The sequence below is a fragment of the Streptomyces sp. NPDC005496 genome (genome assembly GCF_042872045.1).
Taxonomy (GTDB): Bacteria; Actinomycetota; Actinomycetes; order Streptomycetales; family Streptomycetaceae; genus Streptomyces.
Genome location: NZ_JBIAJQ010000012.1, coordinates 311130 through 327677, shown reverse-complemented (window position 1 = coordinate 327677; position 16548 = coordinate 311130). Strand labels below are relative to the sequence as shown.

Genomic DNA, 16548 nt, shown 5'->3' with positions numbered 1-16548 from the left:
ATGCAGCACCGGATCATCGTCCTCGGGGGCGGCTACGCCGGGACGACCGCGGCGGGCCGACTCGCCAAGCGGCTGCGCCGTGAAGACGTCACCATCACTCTCGTCAACGCCGAACCGGACTTCGTGGAACGGGTCCGGATGCACCAGCTGGCCACGGGCCAGGACCTCAAGGCGCGTCCGCTGCGCGAGATGCTCGCCGGCACGGGCGTGGAGCTGAAGGTCGCACGGGCCACCTCCATCGACGTGGACCGCAAGACGGTGGCCCTCGAAGGGGCACAGGGCACGGCGGAACTGCCCTACGACACCCTCGTCCACGCCATCGGCAGCCGCGGTGCCGACCACGGCGTCCCCGGTGTCGCCGAGCATGCGCACCAGATCGCCGGCCGCACCGGCGCGCTCGAACTGCGCGAGCGCCTGGCCCGCCTGGCCCCGGGTGAGGAACTCCTCGTCGTGGGCGGCGGTCTGACCGGCCTGGAGTTCGCTACCGAGGTGGCCGAGGCCCGCCCGGACCTTGACACCACACTGGCCACGCGCGCAGAGCTGGGCGACTGGCTCTCCCCCAAGGGCCGCGCCCACCTACGCAGGGTCATCGACGGGCTCGGGATCCGCGTACTGGAGAACACAGCGGTGACCGCCGTGGAGGCGAACCGGGTCACGACCGAGGACGGCCGGACTCTCCCCGCTGCCGTCACCGTGTGGACCGCGGGCTTCGCCGCCCATCCCATGGCGGCGGCGACCGGCCTCGAACTCGCCGATGACGGCCGCGTCATGGTCGACCGGACGATGCGTTCGGTCTCCCACCCCGACGTGTACGCGATCGGTGACGCCGCTCAGGCAATCGGCGCCGGTGACAGACCACTGCGCATGTCGTGCGCTTCGGGCGTCCCGATGGCCTGGCAGGCCGCCGACGCCATCGCCGCGCGCCTCACCGGCGGCAAGCTGCCGAACGTGTCACTGCGCTATTTCAACCAGTGCATCTCCCTGGGCCGCAGGCAGGGCCTGATCCAGTTCGTCACCGCCGACGACCAGGCGGTGGACCGCGCCCTGACCGGCCGCTTCGCGGCCCGCTACAAGGAGTTGGTCTGCAAGGGCGCCGCCTGGGGCACCAGCCATCCGACGCTGGGCATGCCGGTACGGCGCCGGCGCGCGGTGGCCGGCGGCCTCCCGTCGAAGGAGACAGCACAGGCGGCGTCCTGACGCGCATGCCATCGGCACGGCACGGATGTCACGGACTCCTGCGTGGCATCCGTGCCGGCCGGCCGCTGCGTCGTCGCGCAGTTGTCGCGGTCATGACCCCTGGGCGCGGGACGCCGGAGACGGCCGGCGCGTTCACTTGTCCGCGGCCGCCGGAGCGTGACGCAGCCAGGTGTAGTCGACGGGCTGGGCGGCATTCCAGTCCTTGGCGAGTACTGGATCCACCGGCACGAACCCGGCACCCAGATAGCACCGGAGGGCCCTGTCGTTGTCCGGGTGCACACGCATGTACACGTCGTCGAAGCCCGCTTCGATCGCCCCCGCCAGCAGGCCCCGCACGAGTTCGCGCCCCAGACCTTCACCTCGTCGTGCGGGGTCCACGATGAGCCGGGCCAGTTCCACCTCGTTCTCCTCGGCGTCGAGCCACAGTTCCCCGTAGCCGAGGAGTCTGTCGTCTTCGACGAGCACGTAGGCTCGTACGTCTTCGGCCGTCCGCCACGCGGAAACCGTTTGTTCACGCACCGGGAACTCGCCCCCGCACCACATGACGACTTCTGCCTCGGAGGTCGGCCACCGGGCCACCGAAACGGCGTCGGCGGGGGCAGAACGACGAAGATTCATGAGGTGGATCCATCCTGGCCGGGGCCGACTCGGTCTGGTGGCAGCGGTGGTCGTCTGATCCAGGCACCACGCCGGCGAGACTACGCGGGGCGCTCCGGCCTTCGCCTCCCGATAAGGGCCCGCTGCCCTTCCCCCGGCCGGCGACGTCAGTAGCCGTCAACTCCCCGACACGCCGGCGGCCCACCAGAGGGGCCAGGGCCACAGTCGCCACACACGCCTGGCTCCCCGCAACAGAGGCTGTTGCGGGGAGCCAGGCCGGAGCCGGGCTGTTCACCCAACCCGGCGGCGAACGAGTAACCGCAGCACCTCGCACCCCTTTCGCGCGTCCCCGCGCGAGAGGCAGTCGCCTCTGGCGGGTGCCTTTCCGGAAAGGGCTGCGTGCCTCCGGCACGGAGTTCATGGAGACGTCGACGGACAGGATGAAGCAGACGGAGGCATACGTCTTCATGATCCGGTCGATGAGGCGGCGCGGGGGCCGCGCAGCGGTCAGTCGCCTGTGTCTGAAGGCCGGTCAGGCTGCTTCGTACTCCACGACAGCTCGATCTCAAGTTCGATCTTGCCGTCCTCCAGTTCGACCTCGATCTCCGTGCGGAGTTCGTCGGGAATCCGAAGTGTCAGCGTTCCGGGCCCGAGGTCCAGTTCCGCCTGGCCACCGCGCCGGAGTGCGGCTGCCAGGGCGTCGAGCTGATCGGCGGCCTCGACGCGTGACATCGTGCGCTTCTGTTCGAATTCAAGATCCTTCACAGATACCTCACCAGCCGAGGGGAACATGGGATTTCCCTTCCCATCCTGACGCCATTCGTCCTCGTCAGCCCGTCAAAACGGACGGTGCGCGCCTTGGGTGCCCTAGTTCAGCGCCACACCTGTCTCCTCGGTTACGAATCCATGACATTGGGACGTACAACTGGGATCGCCCAACTCGAGTCGTACCAGCTGAACGCGGCCTTCCGCGTACAGAACCGACCGACTCGAAAGGTTCACGTATGTCCCGAGCACACCGCCGAACCCGTACCGCGCTCACCACACCCCTGGCAGCCGCGGTGCTGCTCGCCGGAGGATTCGGCGCCATGGCTCTCACCGGGGGCCCGGCGCTGGCGGCCACCGGGTCCGCGGACACGCAGGACGACTTCAACGGCGACGGATACGCCGACCTGGTCGTATCGGCTCCGGACGCCACGATCTCCAGCAAGGCCAAGGCGGGCTACGTGGCCGTCACGTACGGCTCCGCCAATGGGGTCTCCGCCGCCAACAAGAAGCTCATCAGCCGCTCCACCAGCGGCGTTCCCGGTTCCGCCACCGCGAACCAGCGATTCGGCACCAACTTCACCAAGGGTGACCTGGACGGCGACGGCTTCAGTGACCTGGTGATCTCGGGCGGCAGTCCCGGCTCCGTCATCCTCTGGGGCTCCGCCTCCGGACTCACCGGCGGCACGGCCATACCCCGGTACGGGCAGTCCCCCACGACCGGCGACTTCGACGGCGACGGCAAGACGGACCTCGCCCTGTTCTCCTACCTGTCCGGCGCAGGCGACGACCCGGCGAGCGGCGACGCCACCGTGTGGAAGGGCCCGGTCACCCGCGCCGGACAGCCCACCGCCACCCTGCCGCTGCTGGACAAGGCCGACTGGTGGGGCTACGACGCCAACGACGCGTCCTGCGCCACCAACGGCGGCTGCCAGGAGGACGGCGACTCGATCAGTGGGCCCATCCGCTCCACCCGGACCGGCGACGTCAACGGCGACGGCAAGGACGACATCGTCGCCTGGAAGTACGCGGGCGACGGCCAGTGGGGCAACCGTCTGTTCCTCGGCGGCGGCAGCACGGGCTTCACCAGCGGCTGGGTCCCCGCGGACGGCACGGCGACCGGTACGGGCACCGGCATCGGGGACGTGAACAACGACGGGTTCGACGACGTCGTCGTGGGCAACTACTGGAACGGCGGCAAGGTCCAGATCGCGTTCGGGTCGGCCTCCGGCCTGTCCGAGGAGCGCGTACAGACCTTCGACCAGGACCTGCCCGGCTTCCCCGGCGTGGAGGAGGAGGGCGACGGGATCGGCTCCACGGTCTCGGTGGCGGACGTCAACGGTGACGGCTTCGGCGACATCGCACTCGGCATCCCGGGCGAGGACATCGGAGACATCGACAACGCCGGGGCCGTCGCCCTGGTCCCCGGAAGCGCCTCCGGTGTCACGGGCGCCGGTACGCAGACCTTCCACCAGGACACCGCCGGAGTACCCGGAGTCGCCGAGAAAGACGACCAGTTCGGCACGAGCAGCGCGCTGCTGGACCTCGACGGTGACGGCCACGCCGACCTCGCGGCCGGTTCCGTGGCCGAGAACAGCTGGAACGGCGCGGTCTGGGTGCTGCGCGGCACGGCGACCGGTCTCACGGCCAGGTCGTCCCTGGCGTTCGGCGCCGGCGACCTCTCGGCGCCCGCCACGGGCGCCCGCTTCGGCGCGCTCCTGCGCTAAGCGAGCCGATCGGGCAACGCGGGGTTCGGTGGGGCGGCCTCGCGCGGTCCCACCGGAGCCTCGCCGTTCCCGATGAAGGGTCCCCACTCTCCGCACGCGCGCGGATGGTCCCTAGGCCGGCTGCATCGGGAACGTCCTTGCGGACTGCTCCCCGCACGCGCGGGGAGGGTCCCGCCCGGGTCGTGATCGGGTGCGGCCGGGGACTTCTGCTCCCGCACGCGTCGGGATGGTCCCAACGGCGATGCGCTTCGCCACAAGACGCGCCGCTGCCCGGCCGATACAGCGGCCTCGTCGTACGGCACATCTGCTCCTCGCAGGCGCGCGGCCGGTCCCACAGCCCCGCGCGGGGTGCGGTCCCCGCACGCCCAGCGAGGTGGGGGCTGCATTGGGAAGACCAAAACGACTCAGGCGTGCAGCGACAGAAGCCCGCACTCTGGGCTCAGACGACCGCCCCCGTCCCTCTGTCCTTCTTCCTCCGCGCCTCCAACGGGGTGTACCCGTCATCAACTCCCACCGCGGCGTGGCGGCCCGGTGCCGGTGGTGGTGGCGGGTTGCGGTGTTCCAGGGCGATCGCGATCGGGACGGCGGTGAAGATGGTCGAGGCGATGCCGACCAGGACGCCCGCGATCAGGGCCACGGAGAAGTCCGCCAGCGAGTCGCCGCCCAGTACCGCCAGTGCGGTCAGGATGAACAGGGCTCCCATGCCCGTGTTCACCGTGCGCGGAAGTGTCTGGACCACCGCGTGGTTGGCCGTTTTCTCCAGGTTGCCTCGTGGGTCTCGGCGGCGCGCTTCGCGGACGCGGTCGAAGACGACCACCGTGTCGTTCACGGAGTAGCCGATCACCGTGAGCAGCGCCGCCAGGAAGACGCTGTCCACCGGCCTGCCCAGCCAGGCGAACAGGCCCACCACGAGGAGGACGTCGTGGACCATCGCAGAGACTGCCGCTGCCGCCAGGGTCCAGCGGAACCGCACGCTGAGGTAGATCAGTTGGGCGGCCACCGCGATGCCCAGGGCGAGGAGCGCCTTCTGGCGCAGTTCGCTGCCCAGGCTCGGGCCGATCTGTTCGTCACGCTCCACCGTGACGGTTCCGCCGGACTTCTCCAAAGCCGCCTTGACGCGCTGCTGTTCGTCGTCGGTGGTGAGCTTGTCCGTGCGTACGGTGATGTCGCCGTCGCCGGACTCCTGCACCACCGCGCGCGGGAACCCCGCGTCGGCCACGGCGTTGCGGGCCGTGTCCGCGTCGACGGACCGGCTGGTGCTGTACTCGACGAGGCGGCCGCCGGTGAACTCCACGCCGAAGTCCAGGCCGCGGATGAGGATTCCTGCGACGGCCAGCGCCACCAGGAGTGCGCTCCCGCCGAGCCAGCGGCGACGGTGGCGGACCAGGTTCGGGTTGCGGCCCGACAGCCATGTGCGGACTCGGCCCGTCGAGGCGATGCCCGTCAGACCGGGGCGCTTGCGTACGAAGCTGCGGGCGACGGCGAAGTCCGCGAGCGCGCGGGTGATCACGAGCGCCGTGAGCATCGATGCCAGGACGCCGATGCACAGGGTGACCCCGAAGCCCTTGACCGGGCCCGTGGCGAAGAAGAACAGCAATCCCGCAGCGAGCAGCGTCGTGATGTTCGAGTCGATCACCGCGCTCCATGCCTTGGCGAAGCCGGTCTTCACCGGCTTCGCCAAGTCCTTGGAACGGGCGCCCAGGTACTCCTCCCTGGCCCGTTCGAAGACCAGGACGTTTGCGTCCACCGCCATGCCGATCGCCAGGACGAACCCGGCGAGCCCCGGCAGCGTGAGCGTCGCGCCGAGCGCCACCAGAGCGGCGTACGAGATGAGGCCGTACAGCGCGAGGGCCAAGGCGGCGAGTGCGCCAAGGAGCCGGTAGACGACGGTGATGAACAGTGCGGTCAGGGCGATGCCGATGAGCGCGGCCTTGGTGCTCGCCTCGATCGCGTCGGCGCCGAGCGTCGGTCCGACCGTGCGCTGCTCCACGACGTTCAGGGGCACCGGCAGCGCGCCGCCCTTCACGAGCGCCGCCAGGTCGCGTGCCTCGGCCCGGCCGAAGTCGCCGCTGATCTGAGTGGAGCCGCCGGTGATGCCGGTCCCGCACACCACGTCCGCGTCGACGCCGGGCGCCGAGATGATCTTGTTGTCGAGGGTGATGACGACGCGGCGCTCCGGAGCGCCCTGAGGGGCGCAGGCCGCGTCCGCGGTGATCTTCGCCCAGGTGTCGCCCGCGCCCTTGCGGAAGTCGAGGGAGACCATCCAGCCGTTCAGCGACTGCTGGTCCAGGACCGCCTCGGCGTCCTTGACCCCCTCGCCGGTGAGGGCGGTGGGGCCCAGCTTCAGGTGGTTGCCCGGCTGGTCCGGGTCGGGCAGGGTGCGCGACCCGTCGGCCTCGGGCTTCGCGGAGCCCTTGTCGGCCGTCGCCCCCGTCACCGGGTGGACCGTCAGCTGTGCGGTGCGGCCGATGACCTCGGCGGCCTTGCGTGGGTCCTGCACTCCGGGCAGTTCCACGATGATCCGTTTCTCACCGGAGCGGGCGATGCCGGGTTCGGAGACGCCGAGGGCGTCGACGCGCTGCCTGATGACCTCCAGAGCGCGGTCGGTGGATGCGGCGTCGGCCTTGACGGTGGGTGAGTCCCGGGTCTCCAGGACGATCTGGGTGCCACCGCGCAGATCGAGGCCGAGGCGGGCGGATTGGGTCAGGGCGATGCAGAGGGACAGCGCGACGGCCGCCAGCGCGACGATCGCCCTCCACAAGGGTGGGCGGGACAAATGTGCGCGAGACATGCGTACTCCACGATGAGGGCAGGACGGAGGGACGCGTGACCGGCCCCGCGCGGTGTGCGCCGGGTCGAGAGGGTCAGGCGTCGATGACGGTCTGCGTGCTCATCGGTGGGGCGGGCCGCGCGGGGCGGCGGACTCGGCCGGCCTGTGCGGCGGCGCGAGTGCGGTGGCGGGGCCCGTGTCAGGCCCACCCAGGGCGCGGCTCGGGGCCGTGTCGACGGCCGTACGCGCGGGGCCCGCGGGCTGCGGGCCCGGGATGTGTGCGTCAGGTCGGTGCGTGACCGCGACATGCAGCGCCGGGACGTCGTCCGGTCCTGCCCCTTGTCCGGCGTGCCCCGCCACCATGTGGTGGGCGAGCGGCCGGCCTGCGGGCATGGGCATGCTCTGCGCCCCGGTCACCGGGACGAACAGCGCCAGGACGGTGACGACGAGGGTCAGCGCGGACGCGGCCAAGCGCGCGGAGCGGCTCCGTTGCGGCACGCGTCCCCCATCCCTACGGTGCTCGTCGGGTGCGCACAACGTGGCCCCTCCACCTCAACGTATGGGGTGCCCGGTCCGTTCCGTGTTCCTCGGTTCCCGACGGAGGCAAGGAGAGCTCGTGCCAAGCCGGCGAATCCCGGTGGCAGTTGTCAAGCAGGCCCTAATCCCAGTGGCTGGGATCGTGGACGGCCCGGGTCCACTGGGCCTCGAACTCTTCTAGGCCGATCACGAACGGCACCCAAGCGGGGTCGTAGCGGTCCACCAACGGCGGGTTGAAGGGCCAGTCCTCGGGAGTGCTCCGGTAGGACATTCCGTCCTCGGTCAGCTCGACCTGGCGGAGCCGACGACCGTCGGGGCCGACCTCCATCAGGTAGACCATCGGGTCGTCGTCCTCGTCCCACCGGCGGCTCAGGTACAGCAGGTGCTGGCCGGCCAAGGCTCCGAAGCCCGGCATGCCACGCTGGGTCTCTCGTTCGGCTCGCGCTTCGGCCAAGCCGGGTGGTGTGGTCGGTCCGTCGACGTCGGCCTCGTCAAGACCCCAAGTCTCGGCCTGCGCGCGGGTGGCTTCGGTGTGTACGACTTCCACGCCGGCGAAGGTCTCCAGCACCTCATGTTCGGACCGGGCGTGGACCCACCACCAGACGCCGCCCATGCCGTAGTCGTGCAGGACCAGAAAACGTGTCTTCGATGCAGCGTCGGATGGGGCCACCCGCACACCCTAAGGCGCCGAATAATTGATCTTGTGGCGGGTCGAAGCGAATTGACGGAGGCGGCGTGGCAGCGGATAGCGCCCGTTGCCGCAGGTGAACGGGCACGGCCGTCCGTGGCGGGACCACCGTCAGGTGGTCATGGCGTGCTGTGGCGTCTGCGGACCGGGCTCCATGGCGTGACCTGCCTGAGCGATACGGGACGCCGGCAGACGGCTGCCATGGGAATCAGACGGCACTTGGGCCCGCCTGCTCGAACACATCCAGGTCAACGACGAGGCGGTGGGCCACCTGGAGTGGACCGTCTCGGTCGACTCCGTTCGGCGCGTAACGGGGGTCGCCCGCGAACAACGCTCAACCGGGGAGCGCCACGGGCAGTTCGGGATCAGCCGCCACCCGAGCCGGCCGAGGCCGAACCGCCGGAGACCCAGCCGGAGTTGGGTCGCGGCCGATCACGCGTGCTGCGCTCGGTGCGCAGCTCCACCACGACCCCAGCCGGGCCGAGCAGGGCCGTCAGCGCGTCGGCGAGCCGCTGCGGGTCGGCGAGCCGCTGCGGGTCGCCGCCGTCGGGGAACGTGAGCCGCTCCCGGACGCCCTGCAGGACGAGTTCCAGCCCGAGCGTGGAGACGGCCGGCTTGTAGTCCCCCTGGTAGGGCTCCACCACCGTGTGCGTCAGCCGCACCTCGCTCAGGGCCTTGACGGGCAGCCAGTCGTCCGGCGCGGTGGCCCGGACCAACCGCACAGACGCGGGCACCCCGGCCGGCGCGAACTCCACCCGCAGGATGTCCCGGGCCCGGGAAAAGACCAGCGCCAGCCAGCCGATCAGGTACTCCAGCCCGGCGATCACCCCCACCACCACGAACACGGTCGACGCCCGCGCCCCGGCCAGCACCATCCAGAAGGCGACGAGCAGGGTCGGCACGCCCAGAGCGAGCGGAGTGAACAGCGCCGGCCCCGCCGAGGCCAGCGCGTTCCACATCCGCCCGGCCGGGCCGATACGCAGGACCAGATCCGTCGAGTCGGGGCCCTGCCTCAGCAAGGGATGGGTGGCCATGCCTCCAGCGTAGGACCGGTCCGCAAGAGCGCCTCGACCGTATCCGGCTGATGGGGCACGGCTTCTGACGGCCCGTAGCCCACAGCCGACGGGCACGGCGTGCTCCCAGGGCTCGAACCACGGGTGGGGCCACCGCTCGGCGGCGGCCATCAGCCGGCTCCATCTATGTCTGCGGCGAGGAACTCGGCACCCGTGTCGTCGCCGCAGACATCCGCGCCAAGTGGCACAGTCCCGAAGTCGGCGGCCACTCGCGCCGCTTCGCCCTGCCGGTCTCCGACGAACGCGCCGTGCCGGGTTCCGTCTCGTCATCCATGCCGTCCCTCGGCATTCCCGCCAGGACCGGCCTCCTCGAGGAAGTGCCGCTGGTCGCCCAGGAATCCGTCCGCGAAGAGCGTGCGCGGGGCGAAGACGGCGGTGAGCGTGAATCTGAGGTCCGACCGTTCGACGGACCGCTTCACCAGGGAGTGGGCCGCGTCCGGGTAGTGCTTGACCGTCAGTGCGCCGCCCGCGTCAAGCACCTTCCGGTAGTCGCGTTCCGTCTCGGCGGTGTCCACGTTGACGTCGTGGCCCGCCAGAGTCAGCAGCACCGGCACGCCGCGCAGGGCCCGCAGGTCCCGGGTGGCGTCCGCAGTGTGGTTCCTCGTGATGAAGCGCCACCGACGGGCCGTCATCCCGTCCGCGTCGCCGTGCGTCGCCCGGAGGTACTCCTCGAACGTCGCGTGCCGCTGAAGCAGGCGGCGAACGGTGTCGCTCCGGGCGATCTCGGCCTTGGTGCGGGAGGCGGACGCACCGTCGGCCCGCAGTTCGGCGAGCAGGTTGTAGCGGCCCTGTCGGAGCCAGTTGATCGCGGGCGAGACCGCGATGACGAAACGCACGGACGTCCTGGCGGCGACCTTCGGCAGGACCCAGCCGGCCTGGCTGGCGCCCCAGAGCCCGATCCGGTCACCGTCGATGTCCGGGCGGGTGCGCGCCCAGGCGATGGCGGCGGCGGTCTCGTCGGCGCGGTCGTCCATGGACTGGTCGAGCCAGTCGCCGGGCGCGCCCGCGACGCCTGGCTTGTCCCAGGACAGCGAGGCGTACCCGGCCCGGGCGTTCGCTTCCCACAGGGGCCGGTAGCCGCCCTCGTGCGTGGCGTCGAGCGGTCCGTCGCCGTGGACGTACACGACCAGGCCGTGGCGTGCGCGGCCGTCGCGGGGAGTGCTCAGCACGCCGTTGAGGATGTGGTCGCCGTGGCGGATGGAGACCCGCCGCTCGTCCATCGCGTAGGAGTTCTGCCACAGCGCCACGCCCGTGAGGCCGGCTGTCACGACCAGGACCGTGACGAGCGACCACACGGCTGCGCGGAGGCCGCGGCGACGCCGCGGCCCGGTCCCCGAAGTCATGGGAGTGATCACCTCTGGTGGGTTCATGAGGCCAAAAACTATCACTTCTTCTACGATCGTATCCGTTCTGATAGTTTTGCTCCGAGGTCGTGAAGCGAGCGAGGGGAACGGCATGGAAGTGGATGCAGTGGGCGGCGATGCGGGAGTGGTGACGGTCCGGCGGAGCATTCCGGCCGGCGCGGAACGGCGCGCGGCCGAGCTGTACTGGGACGCCTTCGGCCGCAAGCTCGGACCCGCGCTGGGTCCCGCGGACAAGGCGATGCCCTTCCTCGCCGCCCACCTGAACGCCGATCGCGCGATCTGCGCCCTCCTCGACGGACAGCTCGTCGGCCTCGCCGGCTACCAGCTCGGCGGCCGGGGCCTCACCGGCGGGTCGGCCGCCGCCGTGCTGCGCGCGTACGGACACCTGCGGGGGATTCACCGACTGCTGCTCCTCACCCTGTTCGAGCGCCGGCCCGCCCCCGGGCAACTCGTCATGGACGGCATCGCCGTGGACGCACGGACCCGCGGACGCGGGGTCGGCACCCTGCTCCTGGAGGAAGTCGCCGCCGTCGCGGCCGAACAGGACTGCCGCGAGATCAGACTGGACGTCATCGACACCAACCCACGGGCCAGAGCACTGTATGAACGGCGCGGCTTCACGCCCGTGCGCACCGAGCACACGCCCTACCTGCGAAAGTTGCTGGGGTTCGGCGCGGTGACCACGATGCGTCGCACGGTCGGGACGAGAGGAGCGGCACAACTGTGAGCGACGAGACGGACCGCGTGGAGGTGCCCACGCGCCTGCTCGTCCACGCATTGATCCGCGAGGACGGCACGGTCGGCGCGGACGAGCTGTACACCGTCGCCGGCACCCTCGGCATGAGCGACCAGCAGGTCCGGCTCTGCGTGAAACGCCTCGTGGCCGAGGGCCGGTTCACCCACGAGGGCCGGGGCCGCAAGGCCGAGCTGCGGGCGACGGCGGACACCACACGCGCCCTCTCCCCCAACCCGGGCTTCCTGCACCACGCCTTCCGGCAGGATGCCGGACTCGCACCGTGGGACGGTGTCTGGCACCTGGCAGCCTTCGCCGTACCCGAGTCGGCGCGCACGGCTCGCGACTCGCTGCGCGAGACGCTCCTCCACCTCGGCGGCGCTCCCCTCCAGGGCGGCCTGTACGTGAGTGCCAACCACTGGGAGCCGTACGTCGAGGAGGCGGCCCACCTCCTCGGCGCCCACGACGCGCTGACCCTCCTCACCACGACGGATCTGCGCAGGGGAGACGTCCGCGAGCCCGCCGAGCTCGCCCGCCGTCTGTGGCCCCTGCGGGACATCGCCGAGCGCTACCACCGTCTGAGCCGTGTCGCCCGCCCCCGCCTCGCCCGGCTCACCGAAGGGGCCGGCCTCTCCCCCGCCGCGGTCCTGACGATCGCCGTCGAGCTGGCCGCCGAACTCACCCGTGCCATGGAGCGCGACCCGCTGCTGCCACCCCAGCTCCTGCCCCGCCCCTGGCCGGGCACCCAGGCCCGTGAGCTGGTGGCCCAGTGCTGGGCGGCGTTGGGCAGACGGGAAGACGACGGGTCACTCCCCGTCCTCTTCCGCAGCTACACCGACATCGCCCGGGAGGCAGTGGAGCGCACCTCGGGCCTGTGATGCCCCGGTTAGCACCGGCGCACGGGAACCCAGGGCCGCGTGGCCGTCCTATGGGCGGTGACGGGACTCGTCAGGCGCGTGCTTCTTGGGGCCCCCGGCCGGAGGCTGGGTGGAGTGCCGAGCGTGCGCGGAGCTGATGACCGCGTAGCCGAGCGGGCTGCCGGAGATGAGCGGGTGGGGCAAGCTCAGCACGGAGGTGGAGACGTTGTCGATCGACGTCACGCATCATCTGATGGACCACCACCGGCTGCTGCGCGAGCTCGGCGCGGTCGACGCAGCCCACCTGAGGGACCTGGTTCCCGGTCAGAAGGTGCTGGTGGCCGGCGTGCGGGCCTCCACCCAGACGCCGCCGATCCCGTCGGGGAAGCGGGTGATCCTCGTGACGCTGGAAGACGGTTCAGCCTTGGTGGACATCGCGTTCTTCGAGGACTCACACGAGGCGTGCGCCCACACCGTGTTCCACAGCGGGCTCCTGCTCGTGCGGGGAACCGTCGAGGCCCGGGGGCCACGGCGCACCCTGGTGGGGCAGATGGTGTGGGACCTGGACGAGGTGGCCGCCGCCCGCCGCGACCACGGCCCGCAGGCCGACCTCGACCTCCTCGGCCGCCGCTCCCTCGCACCTACCCCCGCCCAGCCCACTGCCCCGGTCCCGCAGCGCACCCTCACAGACGGCACAGCCGGAACAAAAGTCCACCCGTACGCCGACCTTCAGCCCGCCTGCACCCGCTCGGCGGACCTGCGCCGGCTTGGCCACCGGAGCCAGGGTTCTCCAGGCTGAGCCCTGTCCCACGAGACGTCTGCGCACACTCGACGTCAGGGTTCGCTCTGCCCCTTCTCTGGCGCTTCCGGCGTGCCGGTGAGTGCATTCGTGGGTGGGGAAGATCGGTAGGCCATGCGTCTACTGCGTCAGAAATTTAGCCCTATGAGCCGACTGGAGAAGTGCCTGGTGGTGCGGTCCGGCCCCGGCCAGGGGCGGGGGCCCGCCGTGGACTTCGGTCCTGCGTCGGGCAGGCGAGCCGCCATGCATCGACATCAGGATCCCGAAACGGACGAATGGCGGGCCAACTCGGCTGCCATACGTCGCAGGACAGTGCGGTTGGCGCGCCGCATCGTCGCTCGGACGACGGGTGCCAGCAGGCGGTCGGCGACCGGGGCGCGCACCCAGGTGTATGTGAAGGCCACGTGGCTCCCACCGCCACGCAGCGGTTCGATGGTGTAGGTGCCCTGGGCTCGGCGTCGGCCGGCCGCGCTGACGTTTTGCTCCACGATGCAGCGCGGCGGGGCAGACGTCGACAGCCTGCCAGCCAGGACACCGTTCGTTCCACGACCCATCTGTGCCGGCCAAGCCGTTGCGACGACTCCACGCCTTTGCGGGCGATGCGGGGTGTGATGCCGCGCGCCCAGAGCCATCGGCGCAAGTGGTCATAGTCGTAACCCTTGTCACCGTGGAGCTTCGCGGGTCGCCTTCTGCGAGGCCCCCGGGGTGAGCGGATGGGTGGGATACCGCGCACGAGCGGCTCAAGGCCGAGGCTGTCGTGCATGTTGGCGCCGGAGATGCCCAGCGACAGCGGCAGGCCGTTCCGGTCGGTGATCAGGTGGATTTTCGATCCCAGTTTGCCGCGGTCGGTCGGATTCGGTCCGCTCAATGGCCCCCCTTTGTCGCCCGCACGCTGACCGAATCGATCACGCAGCGCGACCAGTCCAGGTCGCCGCGGGCACCCATTTCATCAAGCACAACGCGGTGAAGTCGGGCCCAGACCCGCTCCCGGCTCCACTGGCTGAACCGCCGGTAGACCGTCTGCCAGCACGGTCCGAACACCGGCGGCAGCTGCCGCCACGTGCACCCCGACGTGGCCACGAACACGATGGCCGTCAACACCTCACGATCACCGGACCGACGCTTACCGCCGCCTTGCGGACGCGTCACCTCCCTCAGAGGCACCACCCGTCGAAACAGCTCCCACAGCTCATCCGGCACTAGCCGCTCAGCAAGACTCATCACACCAAACCAACGAGCCGAGACAGCCATCAGAAACGCTGTCTTAGCCAGCACATTCGCCAACGCGGCTGGCTCAGCTGACTCGGTCGGCAGTCGGGGACGGCCGGGGCCGGAGAATCCGTCCGGGAGGGGCCCGGTGCTGGCGGTGCCCGGCCAGTTCCGGGTAAGTCCCGCCCGGGCGTGGCCACATGGCCGACGACAGCGCTGTGGTTCTGGAGATCTGGTGCGACCAAGACCAGGCGGCGGCTCGCTCGGAGGACGCGACTTGCAGCCTGCAGCGCGCAGCTCGGTCAGACGGGCCTGGTGCAGCGCGCCCAGACCCCGGCTTGGGCGCGCTGCATTGAGGGATCGCTCGGACAGGTCCTAGAAGGTCAGGTTCCAGGCGTCGATTTTGCCGGTGTCGGAGGCGGCGTTGTCGTTCACGCGCAGCTTCCAGGTGCCGTTTGCGACCTCCGACGAGGCGTTCACGGTGTAGGTCTGGGCGATGTTGTCGGCGCTGCCGCCGGAGTGATTGTGCAGCGTGTAGACGCTGCCGTCCGGCGCCACCAGGTCGACCTTCAGGTCACCGATGTAGGTGTGCTTGATGTCCACACCCACCTTGAGGGTGGCCGGGGCGTTCCCGGTCACGCCGGTGACGGCGATCGGGCTCTCCACGGTCGCGTTGTCGTTGATGGCGAAGTCCGCGAGGTTTTCGAAGTACTTACCGGGCGGCGGGGTGGTCCCTACGGCCTTGAGGGCGTCGACTTGTCCTTCGCCGAAGAACGAGTTGTTGGCCGTCGTGCCCGTGCAGCGGCTGTCCGCGGGGCAGGCGATGTCGTTGGCCTGGGCGGCCAGCTTGGCGCGGATCTGCGCCGGGGTGATGCCCGGGTTGGCGCTGGCGATGAGTGCCGCCACGCCGACCACGTGCGGGGTGGCCATCGAGGTGCCGCTCTTGCTGCCGTAGCCGCCGCCGGGGACGGTGGAGTACACGTTGCTGCCCGGCGCCGCGACGTCGATCACGCCCTGCCCGTAGTTGGAGAACGAGGCCTTGGTGACACCCGTGCCGTTGGCCGCGACCGTGACCACGCCCGGCAGCTCGGTCGGGATGTCGAGGCAGGCGTTGGTGATCGTGCGGGTCACCGGCGTCGAGTCGTTCGGGCTCGCGGAGTCGGTCGTCTTGTGGGCGAGGTCGTAGTTCTCGTTGCCCGCGGCGGCGATCTGGAGCGAGCCCTTGCCCTCGGCGTACTGCTGGGCGCGCTTGACGCCCTCGATGATGGCGGCCTGGTCGACGTTGTCCGGGCAGTTGAACTGCCACGGGTCCGTGTAATAGCTGTTATTGGTGACCTTGAAGCCGTGGTCACCGGCCCAGACGAAGCCGCAGATGGTGTTCTCGGCGAAGAAGAAGGAGTTGCCCGGCTCGGCGACCCGGACCGCGGAGATCTTCACTCCGGGGGCCACGCCGACGACGCCCTTGCCGTTCTTGGCCGCGGCGACGGTGCCCGCTACGTGGGTGCCGTGCGTGTCGACGTCCCGCCATGCGCCGGTACGGGTGTCGGGCTTGCCGTAGGCGCAGGAGACCGAGTCGGCCGCGTTGAAGTTGGGCGCCAGGTCCTGGTGTTGGTCGTCCACACCGGTGTCCAGGATGCCGACCGTGACGGAGGCGGAGCCCGGGTTCGTGGCCCAGGCCTGGTCGGCCTTGATCTGGCTCATGTCGGCCCGGACCGGTTCTCCGGCCGGGGTCGATGCCTGGGTCGGATTGGCCGGGAGCGCCGGGTTGTAGGCGTCGGCCGGGACGTCCGAGGTACGCGTGGCGCCGACCTGCTGCACACCGGCGACGCCGCGCATGGTGGCGGCGAATCCGCTGGACGCCGAGTGGGCGACGATCACGCCGATGGCGTCGAAGTTGGAGAAGACGGTGCCGCCGTTGGCCGTGATCGCGGAGCGGACCGCCGAAGTGTCACCCGGGGCGGTGATCACGAGGTAGGCACGCGTGCCGGCCACCCAGGTCGCGCTCTGGGAGGCCGGCACGGCGGCCGGAGCGTGGGCGCCGGCGACCGGCGCGGTGGAGGGGCCGACGGGGAGCGTGCCCGCGAGGGCGCCAGGGGCACCGAACGCGAGGGCAGGGCCGAGCATGGCCGCCAGAACCAGCGTGCGTCTGAGCCGACTGGATATGTGGGGTATCAATGCGTCCTCCGGAGACGGCCCGGCCGTGCGGAGGGCACCGGCGGGGCTGTACGAAAC

At 70.7% G+C, this 16548-nt stretch carries 12 protein-coding genes and 3 pseudogenes; 6 read left to right on the top strand and 9 right to left on the bottom strand.

The features are described 5' to 3' along the window. Positions 1 to 1197, top strand: a complete 1197-nt coding sequence (locus ACFYQQ_RS32645; RefSeq protein ID WP_388906216.1) for an NAD(P)/FAD-dependent oxidoreductase — start codon at positions 1 to 3, stop codon at positions 1195 to 1197. 132 nt (positions 1198 to 1329) lie between these two features. On the opposite strand, the gene ACFYQQ_RS32640 is transcribed toward ACFYQQ_RS32645, so the two are convergent. Beyond that, on the bottom strand, positions 1330 to 1815 hold the full coding sequence (locus tag ACFYQQ_RS32640; protein ID WP_356175052.1) for a GNAT family N-acetyltransferase: 486 nt from the start codon (positions 1813 to 1815) through the stop codon (positions 1330 to 1332). A 486-nt stretch (positions 1816 to 2301) separates the two neighbouring features. After that, positions 2302 to 2559 carry an amphi-Trp domain-containing protein gene (locus ACFYQQ_RS32635; RefSeq protein WP_355794348.1) on the bottom strand — a complete coding sequence of 86 codons (258 nt, stop codon included), beginning with the start codon at positions 2557 to 2559 and terminating at the stop codon, positions 2302 to 2304. A 239-nt stretch (positions 2560 to 2798) separates the two neighbouring features. Between ACFYQQ_RS32635 and ACFYQQ_RS32630 the strand changes: the two genes are divergently transcribed. Next, complete coding sequence (locus ACFYQQ_RS32630) at positions 2799 to 4286, top strand: FG-GAP and VCBS repeat-containing protein (RefSeq protein ID WP_356175049.1); 1488 nt, start codon at positions 2799 to 2801, stop codon at positions 4284 to 4286. 439 nt (positions 4287 to 4725) lie between these two features. Here ACFYQQ_RS32630 and secD read toward each other — a convergent pair whose 3' ends face one another. The 3 genes from secD to ACFYQQ_RS32615 all read right to left on the bottom strand — a co-directional run bounded on the left by secD (position 4726) and on the right by ACFYQQ_RS32615 (position 8263). Continuing rightward, positions 4726 to 7077 (bottom strand): protein translocase subunit SecD, encoded by a 2352-nt coding sequence (secD, locus tag ACFYQQ_RS32625; RefSeq protein ID WP_356175046.1) that lies wholly within the window; start codon positions 7075 to 7077, stop codon positions 4726 to 4728. A gap of 99 nt (positions 7078 to 7176) precedes the next feature. Next, positions 7177 to 7554: a hypothetical protein gene (locus ACFYQQ_RS32620; RefSeq protein WP_356175043.1), complete on the bottom strand. Its 378-nt coding sequence runs from the start codon at positions 7552 to 7554 to the stop codon at positions 7177 to 7179. A 160-nt stretch (positions 7555 to 7714) separates the two neighbouring features. Next, the gene (locus ACFYQQ_RS32615) at positions 7715 to 8263 is read right to left on the bottom strand and encodes a hypothetical protein (RefSeq protein ID WP_355793850.1); all 549 of its coding nucleotides are present in this window, start codon (positions 8261 to 8263) and stop codon (positions 7715 to 7717) included. Positions 8264 to 8296: 33 nt separating this feature from the next. On the opposite strand from ACFYQQ_RS32615, the pseudogene ACFYQQ_RS32610 reads away from it, so the two are divergent. Beyond that, positions 8297 to 8636: pseudogene (locus ACFYQQ_RS32610) on the top strand (transposase); the annotation flags it as partial. Positions 8637 to 8646: 10 nt separating this feature from the next. Here ACFYQQ_RS32610 and ACFYQQ_RS32605 read toward each other — a convergent pair. Both ACFYQQ_RS32605 and ACFYQQ_RS32600 read right to left on the bottom strand, forming a co-directional pair. Continuing rightward, positions 8647 to 9315, bottom strand: a complete 669-nt coding sequence (locus ACFYQQ_RS32605) for a hypothetical protein (protein ID WP_355793851.1) — start codon at positions 9313 to 9315, stop codon at positions 8647 to 8649. 305 nt (positions 9316 to 9620) lie between these two features. After that, positions 9621 to 10697 (bottom strand): serine aminopeptidase domain-containing protein, encoded by a 1077-nt coding sequence (locus ACFYQQ_RS32600; protein ID WP_356175037.1) that lies wholly within the window; start codon positions 10695 to 10697, stop codon positions 9621 to 9623. Positions 10698 to 10809: 112 nt separating this feature from the next. Between ACFYQQ_RS32600 and ACFYQQ_RS32595 the strand changes: the two genes are divergently transcribed. The 3 genes and pseudogenes from ACFYQQ_RS32595 to ACFYQQ_RS32585 form a co-directional block, all read left to right on the top strand. Further along, positions 10810 to 11445 carry a GNAT family N-acetyltransferase gene (locus tag ACFYQQ_RS32595; protein ID WP_356175034.1) on the top strand — a complete coding sequence of 212 codons (636 nt, stop codon included), beginning with the start codon at positions 10810 to 10812 and terminating at the stop codon, positions 11443 to 11445. Then, complete coding sequence (locus ACFYQQ_RS32590) at positions 11442 to 12329, top strand: PaaX family transcriptional regulator C-terminal domain-containing protein (RefSeq protein WP_355794322.1); 888 nt, start codon at positions 11442 to 11444, stop codon at positions 12327 to 12329. The genes ACFYQQ_RS32595 and ACFYQQ_RS32590 overlap by 4 nt, the downstream gene beginning before the upstream one ends. A gap of 148 nt (positions 12330 to 12477) precedes the next feature. Beyond that, positions 12478 to 13107 (top strand): annotated as a pseudogene (locus ACFYQQ_RS32585) (DNA polymerase III subunit alpha); the annotation flags it as partial. Between the two features lie 496 nt (positions 13108 to 13603). Here the strand turns inward: ACFYQQ_RS32585 and ACFYQQ_RS32580 are convergent. Continuing rightward, positions 13604 to 14328 (bottom strand): annotated as a pseudogene (locus ACFYQQ_RS32580) (IS5 family transposase); the annotation flags it as partial. Positions 14329 to 14691: 363 nt separating this feature from the next. After that, positions 14692 to 16440, bottom strand: a complete 1749-nt coding sequence (locus ACFYQQ_RS32575; protein WP_356243960.1) for a S8 family serine peptidase — start codon at positions 16438 to 16440, stop codon at positions 14692 to 14694. Positions 16441 to 16548 lie beyond the last annotated feature (108 nt).

Bases quoted from the DNA above. Each gene is read 5' to 3' on its own strand.
- ACFYQQ_RS32645 (WP_388906216.1), top strand. From the start codon at position 1: ATGCAGCACCGGATCATCGTCCTCGGGGGCGGCTACGCCGGGACGACC.
- ACFYQQ_RS32640 (WP_356175052.1), bottom strand. From the start codon at position 1,815: ATGAATCTTCGTCGTTCTGCCCCCGCCGACGCCGTTTCGGTGGCCCGG.
- ACFYQQ_RS32630 (WP_356175049.1), top strand. From the start codon at position 2,799: ATGTCCCGAGCACACCGCCGAACCCGTACCGCGCTCACCACACCCCTG.
- secD (WP_356175046.1), bottom strand. From the start codon at position 7,077: ATGTCTCGCGCACATTTGTCCCGCCCACCCTTGTGGAGGGCGATCGTC.
- ACFYQQ_RS32605 (WP_355793851.1), bottom strand. From the start codon at position 9,315: ATGGCCACCCATCCCTTGCTGAGGCAGGGCCCCGACTCGACGGATCTG.
- ACFYQQ_RS32600 (WP_356175037.1), bottom strand. From the start codon at position 10,697: ATGACTTCGGGGACCGGGCCGCGGCGTCGCCGCGGCCTCCGCGCAGCC.
- ACFYQQ_RS32595 (WP_356175034.1), top strand. From the start codon at position 10,810: ATGGAAGTGGATGCAGTGGGCGGCGATGCGGGAGTGGTGACGGTCCGG.
- ACFYQQ_RS32575 (WP_356243960.1), bottom strand. From the start codon at position 16,440: ATGCTCGGCCCTGCCCTCGCGTTCGGTGCCCCTGGCGCCCTCGCGGGC.